Genomic DNA, 26,024 nt, shown 5'->3' with positions numbered 1-26,024 from the left:
CTACAACAAAAAAATTGGAGGAGTAGAAATGAAAAAGATCTTGGCATTGGCACTGGCTCTTTCCCTCGTGTTCTCTTTGGCTGCCTGCGGCGGCAACGGGGGCAGTTCTTCCGCTGTCAGCAGCACTGGCAGTTCGGCCGGCACCGGCGGTTCCGCCGCTGCAGACGGGCAAAAGCGTGTCATCACCCTGGGTTATGCCTACGCAAACATGGATGAAAACAATAAGCGCACGATGGATGCGATCGAAAAGCGCATCGCAGAGGTCAATGCAGAGCGCGACGACATCGAAGTAAAGTTCATTTACACCGACGGCCAATCCAGCGTTGACAAACAGCTGGCGGACGTGGAATCCATGATCGCCCAGAAGCCCGACCTCATCCAGGTCAGCGCCGTGGACCTTGTCGGTTCAGTCCCCGCCGCACAGGCCGTCGCCAATGCAGGTATCATCTGCGTGGACGATCGCGGTATGAAAGACGACAGCATCTCCTATCAGTTCCAGGGTATGGATGAAAACACCATCAAGGATATGAAGAAGCAGTGGGTCGTCGATTACCTGGAGGCCAATCCCGACGTAGTGCTGAACTTTGGCCTGCTGTACGGCCTGCCCGCGCAGGTGCTGCAGCTCATCCGCAACGACGATATCAAGGAACTGGCAGACGAGATGCCCGATCGCGTTAAGATCCTGGACGAGAAGTACGCCAACTGGAGCACCCAGGAGGCCATGGCCATCACCGAGGACTGGATGCAGCGCTACCCCGAGATGAACGCCATTTCCGCCGCCTCCGACGACATGATCCTGGGCGCGATCAATGCACTGACCTCTGCGGGCAAAGTGGACGACTTCCTTACTCTTGCGGTCGACGGGACCAAGATCGGCTGCCAGCTGGTCGAGGAAGGCAAGCTCGACATGACGGTCAAGGCCCTGCAGGATAAGGCGTACAGCCAGTGGGTCGATATCGCCATTGAAGCTGTCGAGGGCACTTTCAACGACGACTACTACACGCCGGGCACCGACGCGCTGGCCACTGTGGATTCCACTAACGTGTCCCAGTACAAAGACGTCAACTGAAAAAATTCCGCCGGAAGTAGAGGACGTAACTTCGTCCTCTATTTCCCGTAAGGTGTCGCATGATTGAGCAAAGGGGATATCACATGGAAGACGTTATCTTAAAAATGGAGGGGATCACCAAGCTGTTTCCCGGCGTGCGTGCGCTGGACAATGTACAGCTGGAGCTGCGCAAGGGCGAAGTCCACGCGGTCATCGGTGAAAACGGCGCCGGTAAATCCACCCTGATGAAAATTTTACTGGGCATCTACATCGCCGATGAGGGCACCATCGTGTATAAGGGCGAACCGGTGCGCTATACCAGCCCCCTCGAGGCGCTCTCCCACGGCATCGCGATGATCCATCAGGAAATCAGCCTCATCCCCACGATGGACGTGGCCGAGAACATCTGGCTGGGGCGTGAAAAGCGTTTTCTGAAAGGACGCCTGATCGATCGCAAAGCCCGCTATCAGGCCACGGAAGAGCTTCTGGAAAAGCTCGACATTCACCTGGACTCCCACGCCATCGTCAAAAACCTGAGCATTGCCCAGATGCAGCTGATTGAGATCGCCCGGGCCACCTCCTATGACGCGGACGTGATCATCATGGATGAGCCCACCTCGGCCTTGACCGATGTGGAGATCCAGCTGCTCTATCGCATCATCCGCGACCTGTCCGCCCGCGGCGTGTCGATCATCTTCATCTCCCACAAAATCGAAGAGCTGTTCGAGGTGTGCAACCGCGTCTCGGTCTACCGTGACGGCCACTACATCGGCACTCACAACTGCGACGAGATCACCCAGCCTGAGCTCATCAATATGATCGTGGGCCGCGAGATGAACAACCTGTTCCCCAAGCAGGAAGTGGCGATCGGGGACACCGTGCTGCGCGTGGAGCATCTGTCCAGTGCCGGTGTCTTCGACGACGTCAGCTTTGAGGTGCACCGGGGCGAGATCCTGGGCTTCTGCGGCCTGATGGGCGCCGGCCGTACCGAGATCATGAGATCCATCTTCGGCATCGACCCACACGACAGCGGAAAGATCGTGATGGATGGCAAAGAGGTGCGCATCAAAAAACCAAAGGATGCGGTGCGCTGCGGTCTTGGCATGGTGACGGAAGACCGGCTGCGGATGGGCGCCATCTATGCGCTGTCGGTCATGGCCAACACCACCATCGCTCATTTCTATGCTATCTGCAACAAGCTGGGGTTCTATCGGAGATCGAACGAGATGCAAGCGTTCAGTTCCATCCGGGATACTCTTTCGGTCAAATGTTCCTCCCATAAGCAGAAGATCAGCCAGCTGTCGGGCGGCAACCAGCAAAAGGTCATCATCGGCCGCTGGCTGCTGACCAACCCGAAAGTATTGATCCTTGACGAGCCGACCCGCGGCATCGATGTGGGCTCTAAATCTGAAATCCACCGTCTGATCAGTGGTCTCGCCGCGCAGGGCATGGCGATCATCATGATCTCTTCTGAAATGCCGGAGATCATTGGGATGAGCGATCGCATCCTCGTGGTCCGGCACGGAAAAATCGTCCACGAGTGCATGCGCGAAGACGCCACGCAGGAGGGTCTGATCACCTATGCGTTCGGCGCGCAGGCAAACTAAAGTCTTGAAAGGAAAGAGCATCATGAACACAAAGGTAAAAAAATCCGAAAGCAGCCTGATCAGCCAGCTGCTGATGGGCAATAAGGCTCTCTTCATCCTGCTGGCGCTGATCCTGATCATGGCATTCGCCTCCCCCGTTTTCTTCACCTCCGACAACCTGCTCAACGTGGTGCGCCAAGTCGCCTACAGCGCGGTCATGGGCGCCGGCTTCACGCTGGTGCTGGGCTCCGGCCACATGGATCTGTCCATCGGCTGCATGGTGGGCTTTGTGGGCGTCATCATGGGCAAAGCCATGGAGTCCGGCCTGCCGGTGCCGGTGGCCATCCTGGTGGGCATCATCGCCGGCTCGCTGTGCGGCGCGCTGAACGCCTCGGTCATCACCCTGTTTGACCTGCCCCCCTTCATCGTCACGCTGGCCACCATGTCGGTGTACAAGGGCAGCACTTACCTCATCACCAAAATGGTGCCTATCTCCAACCTGCCCTCCAGCTTTGTGTTCCTCGGGCAGGGCTATATCGGCCCCATCCCGGTGCCGATCTACATCATGGCCCTGATGGTGCTCGTCATGTATATCCTGCTCACCCGCACCATGTTTGGCCGTCATGCCATCGCGATGGGCGGTAACGCCGAAGCGACGCGCGTGTCCGGCATCGACACTAAAAAAGTGCGTCTGGGCGTCTACATGACAATGGGCGTCTATGTCGCCATTGCCTCGGTCATCCTCACCGCCCGCTCTGCTTCTGCGCAGATCGCGGCCGGCCAAAACACCGAGATGGATGCCATCGCGGCTGTCGTCATCGGCGGCACCCCGCTCTCCGGCGGCAGTGCAAACGTGCTGGGCACGCTGGTCGGCTGCCTTATCGTCGGCGTGGTCAACAACAGCCTCAACCTGCTGGGCGCCGACTCCAACTGGCAGATCATCGCCAAGGGCGTTCTGATCCTCTTCGCCATCATTCTGGACGTCGTGTGGACCAAGATGTATGCCAACATGGCCAAGAAAAAAGAGGCCGCAGCAAAATAAATTCACCGCTCACAGAGGAGAAACAACCATGAAAAAACTGCGCGTTGCGATCATCGCCTGCGGTATGATGGGCCAGCAGCACATTGAGGCTGTGCGGCGCATCCCGGGCACGGAGGTGGTTGCTCTGGCCGACCCCAACCCCGCCGCCCTGGCCGGGGTTGCCGAAAAGTTGGGCATCGAACAGACCTTTACCGATTACCGGCAGATGATCGAGACCGTGCAGCCGGACGCCGTGCACAACTGCACCCCCAACGGCATGCACTACGAAATCAACAAATACTGTATCGAGCACGGCGTACATGTTTACTGCGAAAAGCCGCTGGCCGTCACGCTGGAGCAGGCCGAGGAACTGACGGCCCTCGCGCGCACCTCCGGGGTGCTGTGCGCGGTCAACTTCAATTACCGCCACAATGCCGTGGTGCAGGAGATGCGCCAGCGGGTGCTGAGCGGCGAGGTCGGACGGCTGTTTCTCGTCACCGGCCAGTATGTGCAGGACTGGATGATGTACGACACGGACTATAACTGGCGGCTCACCGACGACCAGGGCGGCCGCAGCCGTGCTGTGGCAGACATCGGTTCCCATTGGTTTGACACTGCCCAATGGGCCACCGGCCGCCGGATCACCGCTGTGCGGGCAGAACTGCTCACCGTACACCAAAACCGTAAAAAGCCGGCCGTGGAGGTGCAGACTTTCGCCGCTGCGAATACCGACGACTACGAGCTTATCCCCATCACCTCCGAGGACGCGGGGTTCATTCTGGTCCGGTTTGAGGACGGCACCCTCGGCCAGGTAGTGCTCTCACAGGTGAGCGGCGGGCATAAAAATGATCTGCGGCTCGAGATCGCCGGCGAGCGCTGCGCGCTGGAGTGGCAGCAGGAGAGCCCGGACCAGCTGCGAGTGGGCACGCGGGAGGCGGGAACACAGATCCTGCGGGCGGCCCCCGACACCCTGCACGGCAGCGCGGCCGCCTACGCTACGCTGCCGGGCGGACACCCCGTCGCCTGGAGCGACGCGCTGCGCAACAGTGTGGGAGCCTTTTACCACGCTCTGCGCGGAGGCAGCTTCTCACAGGAGGGGCAGCCTTTCGCCACCTTCGCGGACGGCCTTTGCATCATGAGGCTGGTAGAGGCCTGCCTTGCCAGCAGCGAGAGCGGTCAGTGGGTGGAGCTCAATTCGTCAAAGAGGGAGTGTTTGTGAGATGAAAGTTGGCGTACTCACTGTGCCGCTGAGCGGGATGCCGCTGGGCGAAGCGCTGACCTATCTGAAAGGCCTCGGCGTTGAGACCGTCGAGATCGGCTGCGGGGGCAACCCGGGCAAGGCACACTGTGATCCCGATGTGCTGCTGCACGACACGGCCGAGATGAAAAAGTTCAAGGATACTGTGCGCACCTCGGGCCTTGAGATCAGCGCTTTCAGCACGCACAACAACCCGGTGCATCCGGACCGGGAGATCGCCGCCGAGGCGGACCGCGACCTGAAAAACGCCATCCTGATGGCGAGCGAAACGGGCGTGGGACTGGTCAATACCTTTTCCGGCTGTCCTGGCGACTGCCCGGACAGCCGCTACCCCAACTGGGTCACCTGCCCCTGGCCGGACGATTTCGGCAAGGTGCTGGACTACCAGTGGAACGACTGCCTGCTGCCCTATTGGCACAAAACCGCGGCCTTTGCGGCCGAACACGGGGTGCGCATCGCGTTTGAGATGCACCCGGGCTTTTGCGTGTACAACACCGCCAGCATGCTGAAGATCCGCGGCCAGGTGGGCCCCGCGCTGGGCGCGAACTACGATCCGAGCCACCTGTTCTGGCAGGGAATGGATGCCATTGCCTCCATTCGCGAGCTCGGGGATGCGATCTATCACGTGCACGCCAAGGACTGCCGCATCGACCCAGCCAACACCGCCAGAAAAGGGGTGCTGGACCTGCTGCACTACAGCGACGAGATCCACCGCAGCTGGGTGTTCCGCACCGTGGGCTACGGCCATGATGTCCAGACCTGGAAAGACATCATCTCCGCCCTGCGGATGGTGGGGTACGACGGTGCAGTGAGCATTGAGCACGAGGACAGCCTGATGTCGGTGCGCGAGGGCCTGGAAAAGGCGATCACCTTTTTACAGGACGTTATGATCAGTGAGAAGCCCGCCGCCATGTGGTGGGCCTGACAATCGGTTTTTATCTGGAAGGGAGATACAAAAATGGCGATCAACTACACGGCTCTGGGCCATGTGGCCCTGCGCTGCAGAGACTATCAGAAGATGCTCGACTTTTATGTAAAAAAATTGGGCTGCGAGGAGCTGTTCCATCTGGACAACGACGACGGCAGCCTCTGGCTGACCTATGTGCGCACGGCGAAAGGACAGTTCGTCGAGCTGTTCCCCGAGGACTACCCCGGCGACAACGACGCGCTCAAGCAGTCGCCCCACCACTTCTGCTTTGAGGTGGACGATTTTGCCGGCTTTGTGCGCCAGCTGCGCGAGCGCGGGGTCACTGTCTACGACGGCCCGGCCAACACCCACCCCGTGATGGCCGGCGAACCGGAGGATCGTGCGCGCGGCATGTGCGGTTCCCTGTGCGCGTTCATTCAGGACCCGGAAGGCAACGACATCGAGATCATGCAGTTCACAGACGCCAGCATGCAGCTGATCTGTGACCGCTGAGGGAGGAGAACACGATGGCTAAAATCAACGGATTGACCCACTGCAGCTTCCGCACCAACCACTTTGACGAGATGGTGCACTTCTATCGAGACATTCTGGAGCTGCCGCACCTGTTCACGCTGCGCAACGAGGACGGCAGCGTCTGGATCGAATACCTGAAAATCGCCCCGCGCGAGTTCATTGAGCTGTTCAACGAGCGGTACACCGGCGACAACAACTGGCGCAACCGCGCCCACCAGCACATCTGCCTGATGGTGGAAGATATCGTTGAGGCCGCCCGCAGCCTGGAGGCCAAAGGTGTGATGATCTGCCACGGCCCGATCATGGAGAACCCGCCCTACCGCATCCCCTATGAGATCGACCATTCCCGCGGCAAGTGCAATTCCTACGGCTTCTTTGTCCATGACCCCGAGGGCAACGAGATCGAGTTTATGCAGTACACCGACGAGAGCCTGCAGGTCGTCAACGACCACGACTGACCCGGCGCAGCCGGATCCCCCGTATCACCAACTCACAGAAAAGAGGGTTTGTCATGGCAATCAAATTCACCGGTATCGGTCACATCGCACTGCGCTGCAAGGACTACGCGGCGATGGAAAAATTCTACACTGAAACCATGGGCTTCAAAAAGGCATTCGACCTCATCGACGAGAACAACGAGGCCTGGATCACCTATTTCCGCGTGGCTCCCGGCCAATACATAGAGCTGTTCCCGGGCGTCAAGTCTTGCCCCAACGACCACTACACCGGCGACAACGCGCAGATCGACCGCTCACATTTTCACGCCTGTTTCGAGATCGACGACCGCCGCCGCATGATCGCGGACCTGGAGGGCGAAAAAGGGCTGCCCGTGGGACGCACCCCCGACGACACGGTGGGCCTGTGCCGCAGCTACTGCCAGTTCGTCCATGACCCTGAGGGCAACGAGTGGGAACTGATGGAGTTCACCGAAAACAGTTTGCAGCTGGTCTGCGACGACGAAAAAGCGTGAGGGAGGCTCATCGATATGCAGGATTACATCAAGCGCATCACCCACTGCACTTTCGTGTGCAGGGATTACGCGGCCACACAGCACTTTTACGGCGAGGTGTTGGGCCTCAAAAAGCTGTTCGGCATCGACTATGATCAGAAGACCATCGACGACTTCAAAACCCGTGGCTACGATGATTTTGACGGCAAAGTGGGCGAGGAGTGGCTCAGCTATTACAAGGTCGCCCCGCGCGAGTTTATCGAGTTGTTCAACGTGCCCTACAACGGCAAAAACGACACTCAAAACGAGGGTTTTCATCACGTCTGCCTGATGGTGGAGGACGTCGTTGCCGCCGCGCGGGAGCTGGAGGGCAAAGGCGTGACTCTGTGGCGCGGCCCCCGCTGGATGAACAACCCGTTCACCGAGCCCTTTGACGGCACCGAGGTGGGCCAGTGCGGTTCCATCGCCTTTTACATCCAGGACCCGGAGGGCAACGAGATCGAGGTCATGCAGTACACCGAAAACAGCCTTCAGGTGCTGAACGACCACGACTGAGGAGGCGTGTAGATGAAAAAAGGATATCAGCTCTTTTCAGCGCTTGAGCTTTGCCAGAGCGCCGAGGGCCTGCTGGACACCATCCGCCGGATCGGCGAGATGGGCTATGACGGCGTGGAATTCTTCGACTATGCGGGCGTGCCGGCGGCACAGCTGCGCGCCGCTCTGCGGGAGGCCGGGCTGGAGGGCTTTAATTCCCACGTCTCGCTGGACCGCTGGCAGAACGATCTCGACGCGGAGATCGCCTACGCTGTGGAGGCGGGCATCCCAATGCTGACGGTACCCTACATCGCGCCGGAGCTGCGAAACGCCACGACCTACGCGCGCCTCGCAGCCGAGCTGCCGGGTTATGCGGACCGGTGTGAGGCGGCAGGCCTTACCGTGGGCTACCACAATCATGACTTCGAGTTTGCCCCCTGGGACGGCGGCATCCTGCTCGACACCCTGCTGGCAGTCGACGCGCGCGTCAGGCTGGAGCTTGACACCTTCTGGGCCATGTATGCCGGCCGCGACCCGGTAGCCTGTATGAAAGAGTACAGCGGCCGCCTCGCGATCATCCACGTCAAGGACTATCTGGACCGCACCGTCCAGCCGCCGGTGTTCTGCGCCATCGGCACCGGCAAAATGGAAAACGTCCCCGTGGTGCGGCAGGCGCGGGACCTCGCCCTCGGCTGGGTGGTCGTGGAGCAGGACAACAGCCAGATCGACGTGCTGGAGAGCGCGCGTCTGAGCCTGGAGGGCCTGCAGGCCCTCGGCCTGTGACCAAAAAAATGTCCGGCGCACAGGGCCGCCGCGGGCGCCCTGCAGGCGCCGGACGCAGAGAAAGGAAACCGCTATGTCTTATCTGGAAGAATTGTTCGGCCTGACCGGCAAGGTCGCCCTCGTCACGGGCGGCGGCCGCGGCATCGGCCAGGTGGTAGCTCGTGGGCTGGCAAAGGCCGGCGCCGAGGTCGCGATCGTGTGCCGCTCCGGCGCCGAGGAGACCCTCTCCCTCATCGCGGGCGACGGCGGCAAAGCTTTTTACATTGCCGCCGACGTCACCAGTGAGGAGGAGGTGGACCGCGCCGTGGCGCAGATCCTGTCTCGCTGCGGCCGGCTCGACGTCGTCTTCAATAACGCGGGCATCTGCATGCACCAGTCCACGATGGAGATGACGCCGGCGGATTTCCGCCAGGTGGTGGACGTCAACCTGACGGGCGAATTCATTGTCGCCCGCGCCGCGGGCAGGGCCATGATGGAGCGGCACCTGCACGGCAGCATCATCAATATGGCCTCCATGTCCGGCTCTATCGTCAACACCCCGCAGTGGCAGTGCTCGTACAACGCCTCTAAAGCCGGCGTGATCCACCTCACTCGCTCCCTCGCGGCCGAGTGGGCCGACTACGGCATCAGGGTCAACAGCCTGAGCCCGGGCTACATTGCCACTCCCATGTCGGTGGACACCCCGCAGGAGCTGAAAGACGCCTGGATGCCGCTGATCCCAATGCACCGCATGGGCAAACCGGAAGAGCTTGTCCCTGCAGTGCTGTATCTGGCCAGTGACGCCTCCGGCTATACTTCCGGCAGCGACGTACTGGTGGACGGCGCTTATTGCTGCCTTTAAACTGCTTACTTTTTCCTATTCTTTCTCCTGCCGCGGCCTTTGGCCGCGGCCTTTTTGCATTCAGCAAGCCGCTTGCCGCGCAAGCAGTTCAAAAGCAGTCCGGCGGTTATCACAGCGCCTCCCTTGCTGAAATAAAAGTTCGGTCATCCAACTGCACAAAAAGAAGACGGGAACCGCTCGCCCTATACGACATGTGACCGCGATCCTCCCCCTGGGCTGGATACCTCTATATCAAATGAGGGCATTTTATAGAGGGGTACGCAGGAGAACCAGCGGAATGCGGAGATGCCGTGTCACTGAAATATTGAGGCAAAAAGGGGGGGGCAGACCAGATACACAGGCTGACTACTTCCCTCCGAGATCGCGATATCCTGTTTTTTGAAACACTTGAAAGGAACATCAGCCTGATGATTTGGAAGAAGTTCCCCGGGTCGAAGTGGACGTGTTAAAATAGGAAAATTGGGCGCTGCGGCTCATGCTGCATAGACACGGCGTGGAAGAACGATGTGAAGAGAAAAGAGCACATCAAACATCAGCTGGAAAAGCTTCAGGCTGAAAAACGACTGAGGCAAAAAGCATCTGAAACTTTTTGCAGGCGGCGAGCAGCGAACTTGAGGGATAGTCGGGAAGCGATCATTTTTCCACACTGGACAAACTGCGCCAATGCCCCATGCTGCGTGCCGCCGGGCTCAAAGAGGTCTCCGTCTATGAAAGCGCTCCCCCATCGCTCCGACGCTTTTCAACCGCCCCGTCATGTGCTATACTAAGCTGATAGGATATCCCACCGGGAGCCCGTTTCCCCTCTGCGGAAAAGGAGGCCTTCATGGCCATCAACAAAGCGATGCGCGCGGCGCTCAAGGCGCTGTCCTACCCCGACATCGACCTGAAGAAAAACTACAAGCTGGTGCGGGTAGCGGAAAACGTCTCCCACCCGCCCGCCAACAAGCTGTTTTACAAGGCCTGGGACCACGCGGTGCCCTGCGGCGACCACGAGGTCCCGGTGCGCATTTTCGCCCCCAGGGACAGCCTGCCGCAGCCCAAGATCCTGCTGTTTTTTCACGGCGGCGGCTGGGTCACCGGCAACATCGACAGCTATGACAAGACCTGCCATGTGATGGCGAACAAGACCGGCCGCACGGTGGTCTCGGTGGATTACCGGCTCGCGCCCGAGCACCCGTTTCCCGCCGGGTTAGAGGACTGCTATGCGGTGGCCCGCGAGATCTTTCTCGACGACACGCTGCTGGGCACCCACGCCGATGAGATCACCCTGGTGGGCGACTCTGCGGGCGGCAACCTGGCCGCAGCCGTCTCGCTGCTGGCAAGGGATCGGGGCGAGTTTCTGCCGCGCCAGCAGGTGCTGATCTATCCGGCCACCTACAACGACCACACCGATGCTTCGCCGTTCCCCTCCGTGCGCAGCAACGGCAGCGATTACCTGCTGACCGCCAAGCGGGTCAATGAGTATATGGAGCTGTATATGTCCCGGCCCGAGGACAGACAGGACCCGTATTTTGCCCCGCTGCTGGCCGGGGACCTGTCGCGGCAGCCGGATACCCTGATCTTTACCGCCGAATACTGCCCGCTGCGGGACGAGGGCGAGGCCTACGGCCGCCGCCTGCTGGAAGCGGGCAACCGCGTGCGCATCGTGCGGGTGCGGGACGCGCTGCACGGCTATTTCATGCTGCCGCCCCGCTACGTGCAGGTAAAGCGGACCTATGAGATCATCAACGAATTCCTAGCGAGGTGACCCGGCAGTTGAAACGCCAGAGAACTTTTCAGTGGACCCGCCTTGACAACGCGGCCAAGATCTTCCCCCCCACCAGTACGGCGCGCGACGCAAAGGTCTTTCGCTTTGCCTGCGAGCTGGCCGAGCCGGTGGAGCCGGACGCCCTGCAAAAAGCGCTGGACCAGACGCTGGTCCAGTTTCCCTTTTACCGCTCTTCCCTGAAAAAGGGCTTGTTCTGGTATTACCTGGAGGGCAGCGACCAGCCCGTAAAGGTGAGAGCGGAGGACGAGCCGCCCTGCAGTATGCTCTATCGCGGCGACGGCCGCGACCCGCTGTTCCGGGTCACCTACTACCGCCGCCGCATCAATCTGGAGGTCTACCACGCCCTGGCCGACGGCACCGGCGCGCTGCACTTTCTGCGGGTGCTGGTCTACCACTATCTGGCCCTGGTGCACGCCGCGGACTTTCCCGACGGGCCGCCGCCCATCGACTATGACGCTTCGGCCACGCAAAAATTTGACGACAGCTTTCTCAAATACTATTCAAGAGACAAAAAGGCCCCGCCCGAACTCAACCCCTCCGCCTACCAGCTGTGCGGCAGCCGCCTGCCGGATTTTCGCCTCTCCATCGTGGAGGGCTGCTTTTCGGTGCAGGCCCTGCTGGCAAAGGCGCATGAGTACGGCACCACGCTGACCGTCTTTCTCGCCTCGGCGCTCATCCAGGCGATCCACAGCCAGATGTCGCTGCGGGACGAGCGCCGCCCCGTGGTGGTGACCGTGCCGGTCAACCTGCGCAACTATTTCCCCTCCGCCACCGCGCGCAACTTTTTCAGCGTCGTCAACGTGGGGTATGACTTTTCCCGCCGCAGCGGTGCGTTTGAGGATATCATCTCAGAGGTGGCCCGCGGGCTGGAGGCCGAGCTCACCGCCGACAAGCTGGCCCGGCGCATGAACCGGCTGGCCAATCTCGAGCACACCATGCTGATCAGGGTGATCCCCCTCTTTCTCAAGATCCCGGTGCTGAAATTTTCCAACTGGATCACCGAGCGGGAGGTGACGGTCTCGTTTTCCAACATCGGCAAGGTGGAGATGCCCGCCGCCATGCAAAAGCACATCCGTCTTGTGGACGTATTCCTCTCCACAAAGCGGCTGCAGGCCTGCATGTCCTCTTTTGGCGACAACTTTGTCATCACCTTCACCACCCCGCTGGTGTCCACCGATGTGCAGCGCAGCTTTTTCCGCATCCTCACCGGGATGGGGCTGGAGGTCACGGTCACCACCAATCTGGCGGAATTTGAGGAGGTGGACTGATGCAGTTCTGTGAACACTGCCGCGTGTCGGTGGCGGGCAGCCACCGGCGCTGCCCGCTGTGCCAGGGGCCGCTTACCGGCGAGCCCGCCCCACAGGAGGACGTCTTCCCCGTGCTGGCGGAGCAGCGTCACCAGCTGCGGCTCTTTCTGCGCCTGGGGGCTTTCGGCACCATCGCCGCGGCCCTGATCTGCCTGGCCGTCAACTTCATGTTTCCCACCGAGGTCTGGTGGGCGGGCTTTGTCACCGCGGGGCTGGCCAGCGTCTGGCTGCTCGTCGTCATCGCGCTGCGCAAGCGCCACAACATCCCCAAGACCATCCTCTGGCTGGTGGTCCTGGGCGGGCTGCTGGGGCTGTTCTGGGACCGCTGCACCGGCTGGCACGGCTGGGGGTTCAGCTATGTCATCCCCATCCTGTGCAGCGGGGCCATGCTGGCGCTGATGATCCTGCCGCGCCTGCTGCGGCTGCGGCTGTCCGACTACCTGTTCTACCTTGCCATCGACATCCTGTTCGGCAGCCTGCCGGTGGTCTTTTACCTCACCGGGGCGCTGGACGGCGTCTTGTTCCCCTCACTGATCTGCGTGTGCATCAGCGCGCTCTCCCTCTCCGCCGTGCTGGTCTTTCAGGGGCGCGAGCTGATCGGGGAGATCAGCCGGCGCATGCATCTGTGAAGATCTCGGGGCCTGCGCTTTTTTCAGACCCATGCAAAAGCCGGAGCGGCGGCGCGCATTTTGAATGCGCGCCGCCGCTCCGGCTTTCTTCCGCTTATGGTCCCGCGTGCCGGGGACGGATGCAGGCATCAAACGGCGCGCCCCGGCTTTTCTGCGGGTCCCTATCCCCTTTTCTGCGTCCCGTTCCCGCGGGCATGGGCCAACAGCTTTTCAAAGGTCTCCTCACTGATGTCGTGCTCGATGCGGCAGGCGTCCTCTGCAGCCGTCTTTTCGTTGACTCCCAGCCGCACAAAAAACTCGGTCAGCAGCTTGTGGCGGTCGTAGATGCGGCTGGCGACTTTCAGGCCCGCCTCGGTCAAGGTGATAAAGCCCTCAGGGTCCATCTCGGCATAGCCGTTTTCCCGCAGCTTTTTCATCGCGACGCTGACGCTTGCCTTGGTGAACTGCAGTTCATTGGCAATGTCGATAGAGCGCACCATGCCCTTGCGCTCTTTCAATATGAGGATCGTTTCAAGATAATCTTCCGCGGACTGATGGATCTGCAAGCCATGACCTCCTTCAACACAAGCGCCCCGCGCCCCGATCTCCCCTCCGGCGCGCGCTGGCGGCGCCGTGCAGGGGGGCGCGGATCTTCTGTCCTGTCTGCTGTAAGGGTAACATAATCAGGCGCTTTTATCAAGCGCGGCAAAAAGCGAACGATTTTTGTCCGGGCCCTTGACATCCGCGGTTAGTTGTGTTAAACTTTGCAGCGTTGAAAGCAGTTAGTTCATTCTAACTTTATCTTTGCGGCGTCTGACGCCGCAGCGGAGGGAGGCAAGGCCGTGATGCCTTTGACAATGGCAAGGCCGGGCGAGACCGTGACCATCCGCAAGGTCACCGGCAGGGACGAGGTGCGCCGGCATCTGGCGGAACTGGGATTTGTGGTGGACGGCACGGTGACCGTGGTGAGTGAGATCGCGGGCAATTTGATCCTGCAGGTCAAGGAGAGCCGGGTCGCCCTGGACCGGACGCTGGCAAACCGGGTCCTGTTTTAAAAAACCGGCAGGCCCAATGCGCAAAAAAAGGAGGAGCAGAGCTATGAAAACACTGAAAGATACCAGGGTGGGCGAGACCGTGACGGTGCGCCGCCTGCACGGTGAGGGGCCGCTCAAGCGCCGCATCATGGATATGGGCATCACCCGCGGGACGGAACTGCAGGTGCGCAAGGTGGCGCCCTTGGGCGACCCGATGGAGCTGAACGTGCGCGGCTATGAGCTGAGTGTGCGCAAAGCCGACGCGGCGATGATCGAGGTCGAATGAGTTTATTTTTTTCGCCCGTTTGGTTAGTTATTTCTAACCACTGCGGGCGGACCTGACAGGAGGAGGCAAACGCATGAAATGTACCATCGCACTTGCCGGCAACCCCAACTGCGGCAAGACCACCATGTTCAACGATCTGACCGGCTCCAACCAGTACGTCGGCAACTGGCCCGGCGTCACGGTGGAAAAAAAGGAGGGCGCCCTGAAAGGCCACAAAGACGTGACCATCCAGGACCTGCCGGGCATCTATTCCCTCTCTCCCTACACGCTGGAGGAGGTCGTGGCCCGCGGCTACCTGGTGCGGGAAAAGCCGGACGCCATCATCAACATCGTGGACGGCACCAATGTGGAGCGCAACCTTTATCTGACCACGCAGCTCATCGAGCTTGGCATCCCGGTGGTCATCGCCATGAACATGATCGACATCGTGCGCAAAAACGGCGACAGGATCGACCTTGCCAGGCTGGGGGAGGAACTGGGCTGCGCGGTGGTCGAGACCAGCGCCCTGCGCGGCGAGGGCAGCATGACGGCGGCGGAAAAGGCCATCAAGGCCGCCGCGGCCCCCAGGGCAGGCGAGCACCCGCATGTTTTCACCGGCAGTGTGGAGCATGCGCTGGCCCATATCGAGGAGTCGATCAGCGGCAGGGTGGAGGCAGAAAAACTGCGCTGGTATGCCATCAAGCTGTTCGAGCGCGATGAAAAGGTCCTTGCAGAGCTGGCCCTGGACCAAGCGCTCATCGACCATCTGGAGACCCATATCCAGGACTGCGAAACAGAGCTGGACGACGATGCCGAGAGCATCATCACCAACCAGCGCTATGCCTATATCAGCAAGATCGTGGACCGCTGCGTGAAGAAAAAGGCCCCCCGGCACAGCCTGTCCCCCTCGGACCGGGTCGACCGCGTCGTCACCAACCGCGTGCTGGCGCTGCCGATCTTTGCGGCCGTCATGTTTCTCGTTTACTGGCTGGCGATGGGGCCGTTCGGCACCTTTCTCACCGATTGGACCAACGACGTGTTCGCCGCCGAATGGCTCCAGGCCGGTTCCCGCGCTTTGCTGGAGGGCTGGGGCGTGGCCGGCTGGCTGACCGGCCTGGTCTCCGACGGCATCATCGGCGGCGTGGGGGCGGTGCTGGGCTTTGTGCCGCAGATGCTGGTGCTGTTTTTGATGCTTGCCGTGCTGGAGGACGTGGGCTATATGGCCCGCGTGGCCTTTATCATGGACCGCATCTTCCGCAAGTTCGGCCTCTCGGGCAAAAGCTTTATCCCGATGCTGATCGGGTCGGGCTGTGGTGTGCCGGGCGTGCTGGCCAGCCGCACCATCGAGAATGACCGCGACCGCAAGATGACCATCATGACCACCTGTTTTGTGCCCTGCGGCGCGAAAATGCCCATCATCGGCCTGTTTGCCGGGGCCCTGTTCGACGGCAGCGGCCTGGTCGCCGTCAGCGCCTACTTCATCGGCGTGGCCGCCATCGTCCTCAGCGGCGTCCTGCTGAAAAAGACCCGCCCCTTTGCCGGTGAACCCGCGCCCTTTGTCATGGAACTGCCCGCCTACCATCTGCCCAGCGGCAAAAATGTGTTCCGCGCCACCTGGGAGCGGGGCTGGAGCTTCATCAAGCGCGCCGGCACCGTCATCCTCGCCTCTTCGGTCATCCTGTGGTTTTTGCAAGGCTTCGGCTTCGCGGACGGCGTTTTCGGTATGGTGGAGGACAACAATTCCAGCCTGCTTGCCGCGATCGGCAGCGCCGCGGCTTTCCTCTTCGCGCCGCTGGGTTTCGGGGACTGGCAGTCCGCCGTGGCGACCTTTACCGGCCTGATCGCCAAAGAAAACGTGGTCTCCACCTTCGGCGTGCTGTTCCATGTGGGGGAGGAGATCGGGGAGGACGATCCCGCGCTGTGGTCCGCCGTGGCGCTCCATTACACCCAGCTGTCCGCTTACAGCTTTATGATCTTCAACCTGCTCTGCGCCCCCTGTTTTGCGGCGATGGGCGCCATCCGGCGCGAGATGAACAACGCGAGATGGACGGCGGCCGCCATCGGCTATATGTGCGGCTTCGCCTATGCGGCGGCCCTGATCGTCTACCAGCTGGGCGGCCTCATCACCGGCCAGGTGAACTTTGGCGCAGGCACGGCGGCGGCGCTCGCGGTGCTCGCCTTGCTGCTCTTCCTGATCTTCCGCCCCAACAGGTACGACTCGGATCACAGGCGCAGCACTGCGTCCTCCCTCGACCGAAAGGACAAGGCCAGGGCCTGAGGCACAAAGTCCCAGCTCCGTGCCCCAGACCCGCCGTCCAGATCGCCGGGGACTCCGCATCTGAGGGACCGCCCTCAGGGAAAGGAATGGATATTTATGAATCTTCCCACCATCGTGATCGGTCTTATCGTGCTGGCCGCCGTAGCCGCTGCCGTGGCGAGCATGGTGCGCAGAAAGAAGAAAGGCGGCGGATGCGGCTGCGGCTGTTCCGGCTGCCCCAGCGCCGGGATCTGTCACCCGCAGAAACGCTGACGGCAGCGGCCGTCTCTTCCAAAAGCATCCCCAGGATGTGATGGGGAAAAACGTGTTCTATCCGCCGTCCCCCTCAAAAAAGGCTGCGCTCTGTAGCGCGGCCTTTTTTTGAGCAAGCGCCCCCCTGCCAGGGCAGGGCGCGTCCGTCCGCTGCCGCGGCGGGAATCTTGCGGCTTTTACTGGGGGGCCGTGTAGTTCCCGTTCAGCGCGGAGGACATTTATATCTTTGTTCCCGCTTTAAAATGTGATAGCATAGTTGTGCATACCAGACGCGCGGGCCGCGCAGACCGCCCCGGCCGGCCTGCCCTCCGGGGCCCTGCAGCGGCAGGCGGCTCACGCTGTCGCAGGCTGTTCCAGCAGCTGCAGGTGGATTGGCCCGGCCTTGTAAGAGGGCCTTATCCGACAAGTGTTTTGGGGGCACGTTGAAATATCCCTCTCCTGCATTCTTCTCCCCACCGTCCGCAGACGCACTGCGCGTCCCCAGCGCCTGCTTCTGTTTTTGGGCTGTTTTGGGGGACGCGGCTTATTCTTTTCCGATTTGCCGGACACTTGCGCCCAGCGCTTTCCGGGGGCCGCCGCTGCGGCCGGTCCGTATGCTGTAAACAAAAACTGCCGCCCGCTTGCGGACGGCAGCCTTGCTCTCAAAATGAGGGGGCCACGGCAGGTCCGACCTCAACTTTTTTCCGTGGGAGGTGCCCGTTTTGAACTATCTCGATGTGCGGCCCGCGCGTTTTCTCAGCCGCCCCAACCGCTTTATCGCCCATATGGAACAGGACGGCCGGATCGTCACGGCCCACATAAAAAACACCGGCCGCTGTGCCGAGCTGCTGCTGCCCGGCGCCAAAGCGTATCTTGAATACAGCCCGAACCCGGCCCGCAGGACCCCCTGTGACCTCGTCGCCGTGGAAAAGGAACGGCCCGGCCTGCCGCCGCTGCTCGTCAATATCGATTCCGCCGCGCCCAATGCCGTGGCGGCAGAGTGGCTGTCCTCCGGCGGCCTGGGTGCATTGGAGGGGCTCCGCCCCGAGTATGCGCTCGGCGGTTCCCGCTTTGACTTTTATGCCGAGCAGCGCGGACGTCCCCTGCTGGTGGAGGTCAAAGGCTGCACGCTGGAGCGGGAGGGAGCGGCGCTTTTCCCCGACGCGCCCACCCTGCGGGGGCTGCGGCATGTGCGGGAACTGACCGCCCTGGCAGCGCAGGGCTGGCGCTGCTGCGTGCTTTTTGTTCTTCCCATGAAAGGGGCGCGCCGCTTCGCCCCGAACCGCGCCGTTCAGCCCGCTTTTGCCGACGCGCTGCAGGCGGCGGCGAACGCCGGGGTGGAGGTGTTGGCCCGCGACTGCCTTGTCGCCCCCGCCTCCCTGCACATCGACGCCGCGGTGCCGGTGGAGCTGTGAGCCCTTTCCCCCTCTGCGGCACAGCGGGTTGGCGGGGCCGTTCTGCACAGCCCGAGGCCGGAACACGCGCTTCCCCTCTTTCTGCGCCGCTTTTGGGCAACATACCTGCCGCCGAAAGGCGGCTTTTTTACGCCCTGCCAAGACCCCTGTGGGGCCGTGCGCCGGGCACGGCCGGCGGCACGCGCTTTTGGGGGGACAAACGGCAAAGCGTTTTTCGCCCGCGCCTTTGAGGCGCTACCGGGCAGCTTCTTCCAACGCTGCAAGCAATTCCTGCGCGACGGTCTGTGTCATTTCCTTTGTCATATACGGATGAAGCGGCAGGCTGAGCACCGCCGCGCAGAGAGCTTCGGTGACAGGACAGTCCGAAGCCGCGCCGTCCTGTCCCGCAAAAGCCTGCTGCGCATGCATGGGTTTGGGGTAATAGATCATCGTGGGGATCTCCCGCTGCCGCAGGCGCTCCTGCAGCAGCGCACGATCAGTCTTTTCAGGCAGCTGCACAGTATATTGTGCCCAGCTGCTGGCAAACCCCTGCGCCACAACGGGCAATTTCAGGCCGCTGCCCCTGAGCGTCTCGCCGTACCAGGCCGCTGTCTGCTGCACGGCGTCAAGCTCATAGGCGCAGAAAGCGTCCAGCTTCACCTGCAGAACCGCTGCCTGCACCGTGTCCAGGCGGCTGTTGACGCCCAGGCGTATATTATCATATTTCATGCTTCCCTTGCCGTGTACCGCCAGCGAGCGCAGAAGAGCATCGCATTCATCGTCGTTGGTGAAGATCGCGCCCCCGTCGCCATAGCATCCCAGGGGTTTTGCCGGAAAAAAGCTGGTGGTGGCCGCATCCCCAAAACTGCACACTCTGCGGCCATGGATGCTGCCGCCGAAGCCCTGCGCGCCGTCTTCCAGCAACAGCAGGCCGTGCCTTTTGCAGATCTCCTCAATTTTGGGGTAATCTGCCGCTTGTCCAAACAGGTCCACCGCGACCACCGCCCGCAGACGATATTTCCCCCTGCTGCGGACCTCGGCGATCTTTTCTTCCAGCCTGGCCGGGTCAAGGTTAAACGTGCGCGGGTCCACATCCACAAACAGCGGCGTCGCGCCGGCAGAAGCGACCGTCTCGCCGCTGGCAAAAAAGGTGAAATCCGGCACGAGCACGGCATCTCCCGGGCCGATGCCCCAAGCCATCAAAACCAGCGAAAGGGCGTCCGTCCCGTTGGCGCAGGTGATGCAGTGCTTTACGCCCACATATTCCGCCAGACGCCGCTCCAGCGCGCCGACCTGCGCGCCGGAGATAAAATCGGCGCTGGAACAGACCTCGGCCAGCGCCGCGTCGATTTTGGGCTTTAATACCTGATATTGCGTTTTCAGATCCCGAAACTCCATCATTTTTCCTTCTTTTCAAATAATCTGGCCGGGTTTCCAGCTACCGTCGTGTTCGCCGCGACGATGCAGCGACTTTTCGGGCATGATAAGATCGCGCGGCATAGACTTGAGGCCCCTAAAGCGATTCTCTCCAATTACCCCATCTCTTTCGATGAGACCGCCCGTTGGGCTCTCGGTATTCTTCCTACAGGCCTTGTGTCCCACATGCACCAACCCATCTGTTTATGAGAAATTCTATATAACGGTATCTTTTATCGGACCAATACCTCTTGGCGGGCGCTTCATGACTTCTCCGCCCCAAATTGGATCTCCCTGCCTCTGGTCCAGCATGGCGGTCAGAGATGAGGCCTTTTCGGTGATGAACGGCGCCGTGTTCTTTCGCGGTATACCGCCATGCGAAATCTCATTCCAAAAAGCTGTTGGGGGAGCATCCATCAGCATGATATCTCCTGCGCATATCCCATACAGATGGGCATAACGTCCAGAATGTGCTTATGGACCTACTCCCCTCCCCCGCATTTACATATTCCTGCTTTTTCATCAACAAACAGGTATTGCGTTCCGCAGTCCGGGCAGTGCAGATTTTTGTCCAGTACCTGTCCGCATTTGCACACCCAGCCAATCTGCCGGGCGGGAACGCCGGCCATCAGGGCATGGGGCAGTACGTCCTTTGTCACAACCGCCCCTGCGGCGATGGTGCAGAACTCGCCCAGTGTGTGTCCGCAGACGACCGTTGCGTTCGCGCCGATGGTGGCATCGTGCCGGACCAGCGTTTTTTTATATCCCATATGGCCCTTTGGATAGCGTGCACGCGGGGTCAGATCGTTGGTAAATACCATCGAGGGGCCGCAAAAGACATAGTCCTCTAGTTCGACCCCCTCATAGAGAGAAACATTATTTTGTACCTTTACACCGTTTCCGATGACAACATTATTCGCAACGTTGATGTTTTGTCCAAAGCTGCAGCCGTCCCCAATTTTTGCACCGGATTGGATGTGGCAAAAATGCCAGATTTTTGTTCCCCGCCCAATGCTCGCCCCTGCGTCTACAATGCTGGTCGGGTGGACATAATAGTCCTCCATTTTTAAAACTCTCCTGTCATATCGATGCTGGCAAAATCCGTCAGCGGCAGCTTCACCGCCCGGCCGGTTTTCATGCTCTTATACAGCGCCAGCACGATTTCCAGAGCGTTTCTTCCGGCAGCGGCGTCCACATAAGGCTGGCGGCGGTGCTTCACGGCGTCGATCACGTCCGCATACAGGCTGGTGTGTCCGTTGCCGTAGACATTGCTGGTCTGCTCTTCCAGCCCTTTATTGGCCCGATCTGCCTCAGTCTCGTCTGAAAAATCCCACACATCAAGGTTATTGGTCGATTTTCCGCCGATCTTTACTGTGCCTTTTTCTCCGAACAGATAAAGCGTTTCCTCCAAATTGCGGGGATACACATTGGTCGTGCCCTCCACCGTGGCAACCGCGCCGTTTTTGAACTGAAGCACACCCACACCGATGTCCTCTGCTTCCAGATAGAGATGGAACCTCTGCCGGGTCACGCCGTATACGGACTCCACCTCGTCCCCCATCATCCAGCGCAGCAGGTCGATGCCGTGGATACACTGATTCATCAGGCAGCCGCCGTCCTCGGCCCATGTGCCGCGCCAGGGCGCCTGCGTGTAATAGTCCTGATCGCGGTTCCAGCGGACATGGATGCTCCCGTGTGAAAGCCTGCCGAAACGCCCGTTTTCCAGGGCCTGCCGGGTCTTCTGAACTGCCGTATTAAAGCGGTTTTGGTGGCAGACCCCTACCGTCACGCCTTTTTCCGCGCTGCGCCGGATGATCTCGTCTGCGTCCGCCATGCTCATGGCCATGGGTTTTTCGATGATGACGTTGACGCCGTGGTCGATACAGTAAAGGGCGATCTGCGCATGCAGGCCGCTGGGGGTGGCGATCGCGGCCAGCTCCAGCTCCGGATGTTCGTCGATCATCTGTCTGTAATCCGCATACCGCGCGATGGAGCCGTCTTTTTCCAATTCATGCTTTGCCAGCAATGTCTCGATATTCTGCGGTTCAACGTCACAGGCTGCGACGAATTGCAGGCCGTTATTCTGCACGGCCTTTACATGATTCGTCGCGATCCTCCCGCAGCCGATCAGCGCGTATTTCATACGATGTCCTCCCTTATTTGTCACTGGGGCCCACTTTGCGGATCACCCTTGCCGGAACCCCCGCAACGACCATATCCGGCTCCACATTATTCACCACAACAGCTCCCATACCGACAAAAGCGTTTTCCCCCACCGTCAGTTGATTCTTAACGATCGCTCCCGGTGCAATATAGCTGCCTTTCCCCAATTGGACGCTCCCTGCAATCAAACTTTGTGCGATGATCATACAGGATTCTCCAATGCGCACATTGTGTGCAATATGACACAGATTATCAATTTTCGTGTGGGCGCCAATTACGGTGTCATCGATCGTACCGCGGTCAATACACGTATTGGCGCCGACTTCTACATCCTCGCCGATCATGACCCCGCCGAAATGCTCTACCTTTTCAGGCCGGCCATTTTCATTGATAAAATAGCCGAATCCATCGCTGCCAATAACAGCGCCGGAATGAATGATACAATTTGCACCGATTATCACTTTGCCGCGCAGTGAAACATTGTGTTCAATGATAGTATTTTCTCCTATCACCACTTCCGGCCCGATGTAACAATACTCTCCTATTGAGACGCCTTGAGCGATGGATCGGGAGTTTACAGTCGCCGTCCCGGCAATTCCCCGGGGCGGCTCCTGCGCCCAAAAATGATGCAGGATGCTGAAAAAAAGAGCTTTCGGCGTGTCTGTGAGTAAAAAGGAAGTGTGCTCTGCCGGAGAATCGATCACATGGGGGGAAACGATCAACAGACCTTCTTTCCCGGCAAATCCATCCAGGCTGTGCTCCTCCGGGTGCTTGATCCAGGTGATCGCGTTTGATTTCGGCACATTGAGCGAACAAAAGCCGTCGATGACCCGATCTGTTTCTCCGACCACTTTTACGGCTGCTGAAATTCCTTTCGCATACTCAACAATTTCCGCGCAGTGCACTGACATCTTACCTCACCTCGCTTTCTTCCATGATCGAACTCAGGTCCGTGATATTCTCTTTCAAGGCCGCATATCTCTGTGAACCGGCCGCATTGACAAAATTGGAAATCGTCTGACCAATATCTTCTTCCCGCTGCTGATACCAGAACGCATGGGTGAGGATGTGGAGCCGTGGGTATTGTTCACTCTCAATGATCTCATCCACCGGCTCCCGCCAACGGCGGCGAGAATCGGACAAATACTTAAAATCCTTAAAAAAAGTGGAAGCGTAAGAATTTACAAGCCCCTCGATCTCGATCTGCGCATCCAGAATCTCTTTGCTCGGACGATGGAAAGAAAATGTTTTTATGGGAAGATCCAGCGCATCTGTGAGGACGCTGCATTCCTTTTCGATTTTTTCTCTGATCGCTAAAGGATCCCCCACTTCATCTTTGTAGGCCATCTCATCAAAATGAAGCCCCAACGTGTGACCGTAGGATACGATCTGTTTCAGCTTACAGAGATTATCTGCGGAAAACACATTATAAAAATTGCTGGTCAGTAAGACGTAATAAGTACTTTTTACGCCGTCTCCAATTCCATTTTTTACCATATTTTCATATTTAGCCAATTCTACCGCTTTATCGATGGAGGTATCAATATCGTGACGCAGGATCACACATTTAGAATAATTCTGCCAGTCAAAATAGTTTGCAAATTGATAAGAGTGCCCACGCAAACGCTCGATCAAAGCGGCATACCCCTGATAAGTAAACTGCATTTACAGCACCTCGATATTGTCACGCCGGGTGATATGTTTCATCACGTTTTTGGTGTCAAAGACAGCCTTTGCATTTGCCTGGACCATGGCGTAATCCACATTGGTGTGCGCGCAGGTGATCATCACGAGATCATAGGCTGCAACCACCTCTGGGGTCAGCTCGGGGATGCTCTTGCCGCTCTCGCCGTACATGTTGTGAAATTCGGTCACCCACGGGTCATAATAGGCCACATCTGCGCCCACCTTTTTCAGTTCTTTGATGACACGGATAGCGGGGCTCTCGCGGCAGTCGTCGATATCCTGTTTGTAGGCTACGCCCAGCACGAGGATCCGGGCCCCATTGACGGCCTTTTTCTGGGCGTTCAAAACGTGCATGGCGCGATCAACGCAGTATTCCGGCTGGCTGTCGTTGATGACCATGCTGTTTTCGATCAGGGTCGTGTGGAACCCGTACTCGCGGGCTTTCCAGGTGAGATAGTAAGGGTCCAGCGGAATGCAGTGCCCCCCAAGGCCCGGGCCGGGATAAAACGCCTGAAATCCATAGGGCTTTGTTTTGGCTGCATCAATAACTTCCCAGATGGAGATCCCCATTTTCTCACACAGGCGGCCAAGCTCGTTGACAAGGCCGATATTGATGTTGCGATATGTATTTTCAAGGATCTTCTCCATCTCCGCCACTGCAGGGCTGGAAACGGTGTACACCTCGCCCTCCAGCACCGCGCGGTACATGGCCGAGATCACCTCGGCGGCGTCCGGCCCGATCGCCCCGATCACCTTGGGGGTGTTTTTGGTTTTATAAATCAGATTGCCCGGGTCGACGCGCTCCGGGCTGAACCCCAAATAGAAATCCCTGCCGCAGACAAGGCCGCTGCCCTGTTCCAGAATAGGCCGGATCAACTCCTCCGTCGTACCGGGATAGGTGGTGGATTCCAGCACGACCATGGTCCCCTTTTTTAGATACTGCGCTATGGCCGCGGCAGAGTCCCGCACATAGCTTATATCCGGCTCCTGATGCTTGTCCAGCGGGGTGGGCACACAGATGGCGACAAAATCCACCTCTTTGATAAAGCTGAACTCCGTGGTGGCGGAAAGCCTGCCCTCCTGCACCAGTGTTGCCAGATCGGTGTCCACCACATCCCCGATATAGTTTTGCCCCGCGTTCACCATTTCCACTTTAGCGGCCTGAATATCAAACCCGACCGTCCGAAACCCGGCCTTTGCCTTTTCCACAGCCAGCGGCAGCCCCACATAGCCAAGGCCAACTACGCCGGCGACCAGAGTGCGGGTTTCTATTTTTTGTAAAAGCGTCTTTTTCATCTTTTGAGTCCTTCCAAAATAAGCTCACATATCTTTGACTATTTTTACTAAAGTAGCCATTTTCCCGCTTGAACCACAAATTGCTATCAATTTTCGTTTTAGCGGATACCAACTCATCTGTAATATCGTCTCTAAGCACATCAAACATTTAAGTTCTCTTCTTCGTGAAGGGGCGAGTGCGGCACTAAAAATTTTATTAGATACTTGTTGAAAATTTTTTCGTTCTTTTCTTTTTGAAAAAGCAATAGGATCATAATTATAGTGATATCGAGTTTTGGGATCCTGATTTTCATAGAAAAAATCAAAAGAAATACTTTTATAAAAACGTTTCACTAAATATCTTTGAACAATTTTCTGACTTTTTCCTGCTAATTCTTTTATAGAAAAAAAGATTTCACATCGGTAGCGAGGGTATTGATATTGGGGGGCGTATACCGATATTTTATGAGGTGCAGAGTTCACCGCAACATCTAATTTTCTTTGTGTGTATTGCCAAACGACCTCTTGAGATGTTACAAAAGTCCCCTTGTCTATTAATTGCATCCGAATTAAATCATGTACTACAAATGCATAATGATTTTGAAAATATTGCGACAAGTATTCTTGAAGCTTATTAAAATCCAGGCCTTTTAAAGAATAAAGATTACCACTCGGATGAACAAATATTTTTGTATGCGCTTGTGCTGCGTCCTCTCCGGCTGCGTATTCCCTATCGCTAAATTTTAAGACGGGGTTCCCTAATTCATCTACTGCAGAAAATGCAAAATAAGATGCTTTAGGGTATTTTTCTATATATGACAAAATATGGGGAATTTCTTTTCCAAATAATTTATCTCTGCTTCGCAAAAGAAAAGCATACGGAGTTGTGCATTTTCGAAGCATCTCCAGAATGTTCATGTCGTGTCCCAAATTTGCATCATTTCTGTAATATTTTATTCGCATATCCGAAAACAACTCCAGCATTTCTTGGATATTATCTGTAGAGCAATCATCTCCGACAATAATTTCAATATTGTTACCTTGATATTTTAAAATAGATTCTATGCATTGCTTAACTAAATTTATCTGGTTATATACGGCAATACATATACTTAACTTAGGTTGAATCATATAACCT

Annotated in this window: 27 protein-coding genes; 19 read left to right on the top strand and 8 right to left on the bottom strand. The window is 58.4% G+C overall.

Annotated elements, in window-relative coordinates; translation table 11 throughout:
* The first annotated feature begins 28 nt into the window (after window positions 1-28).
* The 14 genes from H8S23_RS06790 to H8S23_RS06725 all read left to right on the top strand — a co-directional run bounded on the left by H8S23_RS06790 (window position 29) and on the right by H8S23_RS06725 (window position 13,165).
* Window positions 29-1,069 (top strand): sugar ABC transporter substrate-binding protein, encoded by a 1,041-nt coding sequence (locus tag H8S23_RS06790; RefSeq protein WP_186887574.1) that lies wholly within the window; start codon window positions 29-31, stop codon window positions 1,067-1,069.
* An 83-nt stretch (window positions 1,070-1,152) separates the two neighbouring features.
* Window positions 1,153-2,655 (top strand): sugar ABC transporter ATP-binding protein, encoded by a 1,503-nt coding sequence (locus H8S23_RS06785; protein WP_207721105.1) that lies wholly within the window; start codon window positions 1,153-1,155, stop codon window positions 2,653-2,655.
* A gap of 22 nt (window positions 2,656-2,677) precedes the next feature.
* On the top strand, window positions 2,678-3,676 hold the full coding sequence (locus H8S23_RS06780) for an ABC transporter permease (RefSeq protein ID WP_186887572.1): 999 nt from the start codon (window positions 2,678-2,680) through the stop codon (window positions 3,674-3,676).
* A gap of 28 nt (window positions 3,677-3,704) precedes the next feature.
* Window positions 3,705-4,874 carry a Gfo/Idh/MocA family protein gene (locus H8S23_RS06775; protein ID WP_186887571.1) on the top strand — a complete coding sequence of 390 codons (1,170 nt, stop codon included), beginning with the start codon at window positions 3,705-3,707 and terminating at the stop codon, window positions 4,872-4,874.
* Between the two features lies 1 nt (window position 4,875).
* A complete protein-coding gene (locus H8S23_RS06770; RefSeq protein WP_186887570.1) occupies window positions 4,876-5,838 on the top strand; it encodes a sugar phosphate isomerase/epimerase family protein in 963 nt (320 codons plus the stop codon).
* A gap of 33 nt (window positions 5,839-5,871) precedes the next feature.
* Window positions 5,872-6,333 (top strand): VOC family protein, encoded by a 462-nt coding sequence (locus H8S23_RS06765; RefSeq protein WP_186887569.1) that lies wholly within the window; start codon window positions 5,872-5,874, stop codon window positions 6,331-6,333.
* Between the two features lie 14 nt (window positions 6,334-6,347).
* Window positions 6,348-6,812: a VOC family protein gene (locus H8S23_RS06760; protein WP_186887568.1), complete on the top strand. Its 465-nt coding sequence runs from the start codon at window positions 6,348-6,350 to the stop codon at window positions 6,810-6,812.
* Between the two features lie 53 nt (window positions 6,813-6,865).
* Window positions 6,866-7,324, top strand: a complete 459-nt coding sequence (locus H8S23_RS06755; protein WP_186887567.1) for a VOC family protein — start codon at window positions 6,866-6,868, stop codon at window positions 7,322-7,324.
* Between the two features lie 15 nt (window positions 7,325-7,339).
* The gene (locus H8S23_RS06750) at window positions 7,340-7,858 is read left to right on the top strand and encodes a VOC family protein (RefSeq protein ID WP_186887566.1); all 519 of its coding nucleotides are present in this window, start codon (window positions 7,340-7,342) and stop codon (window positions 7,856-7,858) included.
* 12 nt (window positions 7,859-7,870) lie between these two features.
* A complete protein-coding gene (locus H8S23_RS06745) occupies window positions 7,871-8,620 on the top strand; it encodes a sugar phosphate isomerase/epimerase family protein (protein WP_186887565.1) in 750 nt (249 codons plus the stop codon).
* 73 nt (window positions 8,621-8,693) lie between these two features.
* Window positions 8,694-9,461: a glucose 1-dehydrogenase gene (locus H8S23_RS06740; RefSeq protein WP_186887564.1), complete on the top strand. Its 768-nt coding sequence runs from the start codon at window positions 8,694-8,696 to the stop codon at window positions 9,459-9,461.
* Window positions 9,462-10,284: 823 nt separating this feature from the next.
* Entirely contained in the window at window positions 10,285-11,208 is a 924-nt protein-coding gene (locus H8S23_RS06735) for an alpha/beta hydrolase (RefSeq protein ID WP_186887563.1), read from the top strand.
* A gap of 8 nt (window positions 11,209-11,216) precedes the next feature.
* Window positions 11,217-12,497, top strand: coding sequence for a hypothetical protein (locus H8S23_RS06730; protein ID WP_186887562.1), 1,281 nt, complete (start codon window positions 11,217-11,219; stop codon window positions 12,495-12,497).
* Entirely contained in the window at window positions 12,497-13,165 is a 669-nt protein-coding gene (locus H8S23_RS06725; RefSeq protein ID WP_186887561.1) for a DUF6320 domain-containing protein, read from the top strand. The genes H8S23_RS06730 and H8S23_RS06725 overlap by 1 nt, the downstream gene beginning before the upstream one ends.
* A 161-nt stretch (window positions 13,166-13,326) precedes the next feature.
* Here the strand turns inward: H8S23_RS06725 and H8S23_RS06720 are convergent, their stop codons facing one another.
* Window positions 13,327-13,710, bottom strand: coding sequence for a metal-dependent transcriptional regulator (locus H8S23_RS06720; RefSeq protein WP_186887560.1), 384 nt, complete (start codon window positions 13,708-13,710; stop codon window positions 13,327-13,329).
* A 276-nt stretch (window positions 13,711-13,986) separates the two neighbouring features.
* On the opposite strand from H8S23_RS06720, the gene H8S23_RS06715 reads away from it, so the two are divergent.
* The 5 genes from H8S23_RS06715 (at window position 13,987) to sfsA (ending at window position 18,367) form a co-directional block, all read left to right on the top strand.
* Window positions 13,987-14,199 carry a FeoA domain-containing protein gene (locus tag H8S23_RS06715; protein ID WP_186887559.1) on the top strand — a complete coding sequence of 71 codons (213 nt, stop codon included), beginning with the start codon at window positions 13,987-13,989 and terminating at the stop codon, window positions 14,197-14,199.
* 43 nt (window positions 14,200-14,242) lie between these two features.
* Entirely contained in the window at window positions 14,243-14,464 is a 222-nt protein-coding gene (locus tag H8S23_RS06710) for a FeoA family protein (RefSeq protein ID WP_186887558.1), read from the top strand.
* 73 nt (window positions 14,465-14,537) lie between these two features.
* Window positions 14,538-16,721 carry a ferrous iron transport protein B gene (gene feoB, locus H8S23_RS06705; protein ID WP_186887557.1) on the top strand — a complete coding sequence of 728 codons (2,184 nt, stop codon included), beginning with the start codon at window positions 14,538-14,540 and terminating at the stop codon, window positions 16,719-16,721.
* 96 nt (window positions 16,722-16,817) lie between these two features.
* Window positions 16,818-16,973 carry a FeoB-associated Cys-rich membrane protein gene (locus tag H8S23_RS06700; protein ID WP_186887556.1) on the top strand — a complete coding sequence of 52 codons (156 nt, stop codon included), beginning with the start codon at window positions 16,818-16,820 and terminating at the stop codon, window positions 16,971-16,973.
* Between the two features lie 701 nt (window positions 16,974-17,674).
* A complete protein-coding gene (sfsA, locus tag H8S23_RS06695) occupies window positions 17,675-18,367 on the top strand; it encodes a DNA/RNA nuclease SfsA (RefSeq protein WP_186887555.1) in 693 nt (230 codons plus the stop codon).
* Between the two features lie 234 nt (window positions 18,368-18,601).
* Here sfsA and H8S23_RS06690 read toward each other — a convergent pair whose 3' ends face one another.
* The 7 genes from H8S23_RS06690 to H8S23_RS06660 form a co-directional block, all read right to left on the bottom strand.
* Window positions 18,602-19,744, bottom strand: coding sequence for a DegT/DnrJ/EryC1/StrS family aminotransferase (locus tag H8S23_RS06690; protein ID WP_186887554.1), 1,143 nt, complete (start codon window positions 19,742-19,744; stop codon window positions 18,602-18,604).
* A gap of 500 nt (window positions 19,745-20,244) precedes the next feature.
* Window positions 20,245-20,826, bottom strand: coding sequence for an acyltransferase (locus H8S23_RS06685; protein WP_186887553.1), 582 nt, complete (start codon window positions 20,824-20,826; stop codon window positions 20,245-20,247).
* 2 nt (window positions 20,827-20,828) lie between these two features.
* The gene (locus H8S23_RS06680; protein ID WP_186887552.1) at window positions 20,829-21,905 is read right to left on the bottom strand and encodes a Gfo/Idh/MocA family protein; all 1,077 of its coding nucleotides are present in this window, start codon (window positions 21,903-21,905) and stop codon (window positions 20,829-20,831) included.
* A 13-nt stretch (window positions 21,906-21,918) separates the two neighbouring features.
* A complete protein-coding gene (locus H8S23_RS06675; RefSeq protein ID WP_186887551.1) occupies window positions 21,919-22,836 on the bottom strand; it encodes a UDP-3-O-(3-hydroxymyristoyl)glucosamine N-acyltransferase in 918 nt (305 codons plus the stop codon).
* A gap of 1 nt (window position 22,837) precedes the next feature.
* Window positions 22,838-23,560: a hypothetical protein gene (locus H8S23_RS06670; protein ID WP_186887550.1), complete on the bottom strand. Its 723-nt coding sequence runs from the start codon at window positions 23,558-23,560 to the stop codon at window positions 22,838-22,840.
* A gap of 30 nt (window positions 23,561-23,590) precedes the next feature.
* On the bottom strand, window positions 23,591-24,907 hold the full coding sequence (locus H8S23_RS06665; protein WP_186887549.1) for a nucleotide sugar dehydrogenase: 1,317 nt from the start codon (window positions 24,905-24,907) through the stop codon (window positions 23,591-23,593).
* A 24-nt stretch (window positions 24,908-24,931) separates the two neighbouring features.
* Complete coding sequence (locus H8S23_RS06660; protein WP_186887548.1) at window positions 24,932-26,017, bottom strand: glycosyltransferase family 2 protein; 1,086 nt, start codon at window positions 26,015-26,017, stop codon at window positions 24,932-24,934.
* Between the last annotated feature and the right edge of the window lie 7 nt (window positions 26,018-26,024).

This window comes from Anaerofilum hominis, assembly GCF_014287275.1.
Classification (GTDB): Bacteria; Bacillota; Clostridia; order Oscillospirales; family Ruminococcaceae; genus Pygmaiobacter; species Pygmaiobacter hominis.
The sequence above is the reverse complement of the archived record's forward strand: the minus strand, read 5'-3'. Positions and strand labels throughout refer to the sequence as shown.